Source organism: Ramlibacter sp., assembly GCF_041916345.1.
In the GTDB taxonomy this organism is placed as follows: Bacteria; Pseudomonadota; Gammaproteobacteria; order Burkholderiales; family Burkholderiaceae_C; genus Ramlibacter.
On record NZ_JAYRZR010000167.1, the window covers coordinates 1 to 3,227 of the forward strand.

The following is a 3,227-nucleotide window of genomic DNA, read 5'->3' on the forward strand; positions in this document are numbered from 1 at the left end:
GGGCAGGGGATCGTCCAGCACCGCGACCTCGGCGAACGCGGATGAGAGCTTGCGGGTGCGCAGCGCCACGTCCGCCAGGCGCGCGTCGCCCGACAGCGTGAGCGAGACCACGTAGCCCTGCGGGTCGGCGCGCACCTCGTCGATGTCGGCGTAGGGATGGCGCGTGCGCTTCAACTCGGCCTCCACCCACAGGCGCGTCGGCCGCCAGGGCACGACCTTCTCAGGCGGTGGCAGCAGGAAGACCATGCGCCAGCCGCTGTTGCTCCACACCGGCTGCTGCTTCACCACATAGCCGATGCCGGCCTGGCGAAGGCGCTCCTCGAACATCGCCACCTCTTCGCTGCGCGACGCGTTGAAGATGGCCTGCACCCCATCGGCCTGCGCCGAGAAAGGTCCCAGGACGATCGGCCCCACGATCGGGTGGGTGAGCCGGCGCCGCGCCTCCAGCACCGCCGGGGCCTCAGGCGCCTCCGGCTGGCGCTCGACGGGCACGGGCGGCGGCGGCTCGCTGATGTCAGGCCAGCGGATGGCGCCTTCCGATCGCACGTTGGTGCCCATGCGGGGAACGCTGATGCGCGCGGAGTCGTACTGGTAGATCGTGGTGCGCTCCCCGCCCGTGAATCGGGCCGCCAGCGCCAGGCCGCTCAGGTTGCCCTTGCGCAGGCGAACGGTGGCCGTCCCCTCGTAGAAGCCGCGCTCCCGCTTGCGGCTGGCCGGCACGGCCTTCGTCAGTTCGATCCAGCCGTCGCGGCACACGTAGTCCACGCCGTGGATGAGCGTCACGGCCGCGACCGGGCTCATGGGTGAGCCGCTGGCGGGCTTCACGAACAGGTCATAGCCGGTGCCGCCGCGCGAGGCGAAGCGCACCTCGGCCCCGCGGAACAGGCCGCGGCCCAGGCCGAGCGCGTTGATCGCGTCGACAAACATCTCGCCTGAAGGGTCCACCCAGTAATGGCCCGCGATGTCCGGGCAGGGGCCGTTGTCCTTCGGCGGGGCGGCCCACGCCGCGGAGGCGATGCCCGCCGCGAAGACCAGCAGCGCGCGGCCCGCCGAGGCGCCGAACCGACCGCGATCCATCTCAGGCCGTGGCGCGGCGGGCCGCCGCCCGGCGCGCCTCCTGCCCTGCGGCATAGCGCAGGGTCTGCAGGTCGGCACGCTGCTGGTCGAGCGCGCCCACCAGCGCCTTCAGTTCCAGCAGCGTGTGCGAGCGTTCCGCCACCTGCCCACCCGGTGCCAGGTACAGGTGCACGATGCGGCCCGATCGCACGTCCGGCAACCAGCGGCCCTGCATGAAGCCGGGCGCCAGCACCTCCAGCGCGCGGCATTGGGCGATCCAGCGGGTGAGGCCTTCGCGCCACTCCGACTCGGGCTGCTTCGCCAGCAGGGCGGCCAGGGCGTCGAGCTTGGCGTGGAAGTCCAGGCCCAGCCCGGCCTCGCGCGAGGCGGCGGGCGCGCCCTCACCCCGCGCCCAGCCCAGGCTCAGGCCCAGGTGCATGTCCAGCCGCGACCACGCGAACTGCAGCAGCCCCACCTGCACCGCGGCGGCGCGCTCCAGCGGTTCCTGGCGGGCCCGCGGTTCGCCGGGGGAGAGAGCGTCGTCGTAGCCAAGCATGGCGGGGGATGTTAGCGCGCCGGCGCCAGAAAGAAGGGCGGCCGCCGTCGCCGGCGCCGCCCCTGGTGTGAAGGATTTGGTGTTACGGCGATTCGTGTTACTGCGGTTCGATCTTGGCGTCCTTGATCGCCTTCGCCCACTTGGCCGTCTCCTGCTTGTTGCGCTCGGCCAGGTCCGCGGGCGTGCCGGGGTCGATGGCGAAGCCGTTGGGCGCGAACTTGTCCTGCAGGTCCTTGCTGTTGGCCGCGGCGTTGATGGCGGCGTTGAGCTTGTTGATGATGTCGGTCGGCGTGCCGGCGGGCACGAACACCGCGAAGTAGGCGGTCAGCTCGTAGTCCTTCAGGCCCAGTGCCTCGTTCACCGTGGGCAGCTCGGGCACGGCCGCGCTGCGCTTGCTGCCGGTGACGGCCAGGCCGCGGATCTTGCCGGCCTTGTGCTGCGGCACGGTCACGCCGAAATCGGCGGTGAACACGTTCACCTGGCCGCCGATCAGATCGGTCATGGCGGCGGGGCCGCTCTTGTACGGGATCATGTTGAAGGACACGCCGGCCATGCTGGCGAGCATGGCGGAGGAGACAAGCTGCGAGGTGCTGGCGCTGGCCACGCTCACCTGGCCGGGCTTGGCCTTGGCCATGTCCACCAGCTCCTTCAGCGTCTTGGCCGGCACGTCGTTGTTGACGGCCACCATCAGCGGCACCGAGCCCAGGAAGCCCACCGGCGCGAACGCGGTGTCCTGGTTGTAGGGCAGCGACTTCATCAGGTACTTCAGCGCCGCGTTGGTGCTGTTGGTGCCGATGAGGATGGTGTAGCCGTCGGGCGCGGCCTTGGCCACCTCGGCGGCGCCCAGCATGCCGTTCACGCCCGGCTTGTTGTCGATGACGATGGTCTGGCCCAGCGTCTCCTGCATCTTGGCGGCGAAGGCGCGGCCGATCTGGTCCGTCGCGCTGCCGGCGGCGAAGGGCACCACGGCCTTGATCGGCTGCTTGGTCGGCCAGGCCTGGGCGTAGGCCGTGGAGGCAAGGGCCAGCGAGGCAGCGGCCACGGCGAGCCAGCGGGAAGGAATGCGCATGAGCAGGGTCTCCTGTGTGTCTTGACGAAAAGGCGAGAGTCTAAGGCGGCGGCGCAGGCGTTTCGGCCAGCGTCACCGGCAGGGTGAGCAGCAGGCTGGACAAGGCCTTGCCGTGCGCGTCGAGGTTCAGCGCCCCGTTCACGCCGCCATCCAGCACGTCGTCCAGCACGAAATTCAGGGCCTGCAACTGCGGCAGCAGGTAGCGCTTCACCGCCGTGGGCTGGCGGTGCGCGAACAGCGCGGCCACCCGCGCCTCGGTCACCTGCGCCACCAGCAAAGGCCAATGCGCCGGATCGTAGGCGATGACGCTGATGCAGGAGCGATTGCCCTTGTCGCCGGTGCGGGCGTGGGCCAGTTCGCGCAGGGCGACCGTGGTCATGGCACGAACCTCCAGCCCGGCCGCAGCCACGCGCGCGGCACATAGCAGGAATCGCTGGCCAGGCGCGGCGTGACGCTGGTGCGCACGCCGCCGCCGCCGGCCGGGCCGCAGGTGTAGAGCGCCATCACCTCGCGCGCCAGGGCCTCGGCGCGGGCGCGGGCCGGCGG

4 protein-coding genes are annotated in these 3,227 nt (G+C 71.3%); all 4 read right to left on the reverse strand.

Annotated features, from left to right (window positions below; genetic code table 11):
* Positions 1 to 1,077: hypothetical protein (locus tag ACE3T5_RS21355; RefSeq protein ID WP_374670124.1), on the reverse strand; the 1,077-nt coding region annotated here is incomplete at its 3' end.
* Position 1,078: 1 nt separating this feature from the next.
* On the reverse strand, positions 1,079 to 1,612 hold the full coding sequence (locus tag ACE3T5_RS21360) for a hypothetical protein (RefSeq protein ID WP_374670125.1): 534 nt from the start codon (positions 1,610 to 1,612) through the stop codon (positions 1,079 to 1,081).
* 97 nt (positions 1,613 to 1,709) lie between these two features.
* The gene (locus tag ACE3T5_RS21365; RefSeq protein WP_374670126.1) at positions 1,710 to 2,681 is read right to left on the reverse strand and encodes a Bug family tripartite tricarboxylate transporter substrate binding protein; all 972 of its coding nucleotides are present in this window, start codon (positions 2,679 to 2,681) and stop codon (positions 1,710 to 1,712) included.
* Positions 2,682 to 2,721: 40 nt separating this feature from the next.
* On the reverse strand, positions 2,722 to 3,060 hold the full coding sequence (locus tag ACE3T5_RS21370) for a hypothetical protein (protein WP_374670128.1): 339 nt from the start codon (positions 3,058 to 3,060) through the stop codon (positions 2,722 to 2,724).
* Positions 3,061 to 3,227: the final 167 nt, after the last annotated feature.

Coding starts and splice junctions, on each gene's coding strand:
- ACE3T5_RS21360 (WP_374670125.1), bottom strand. CDS start 1,612: ATGCTTGGCTACGACGACGCTCTCTCCCCCGGCGAACCGCGGGCCCGC.
- ACE3T5_RS21370 (WP_374670128.1), bottom strand. CDS start 3,060: ATGACCACGGTCGCCCTGCGCGAACTGGCCCACGCCCGCACCGGCGAC.
- ACE3T5_RS21365 (WP_374670126.1), bottom strand. CDS start 2,681: ATGCGCATTCCTTCCCGCTGGCTCGCCGTGGCCGCTGCCTCGCTGGCC.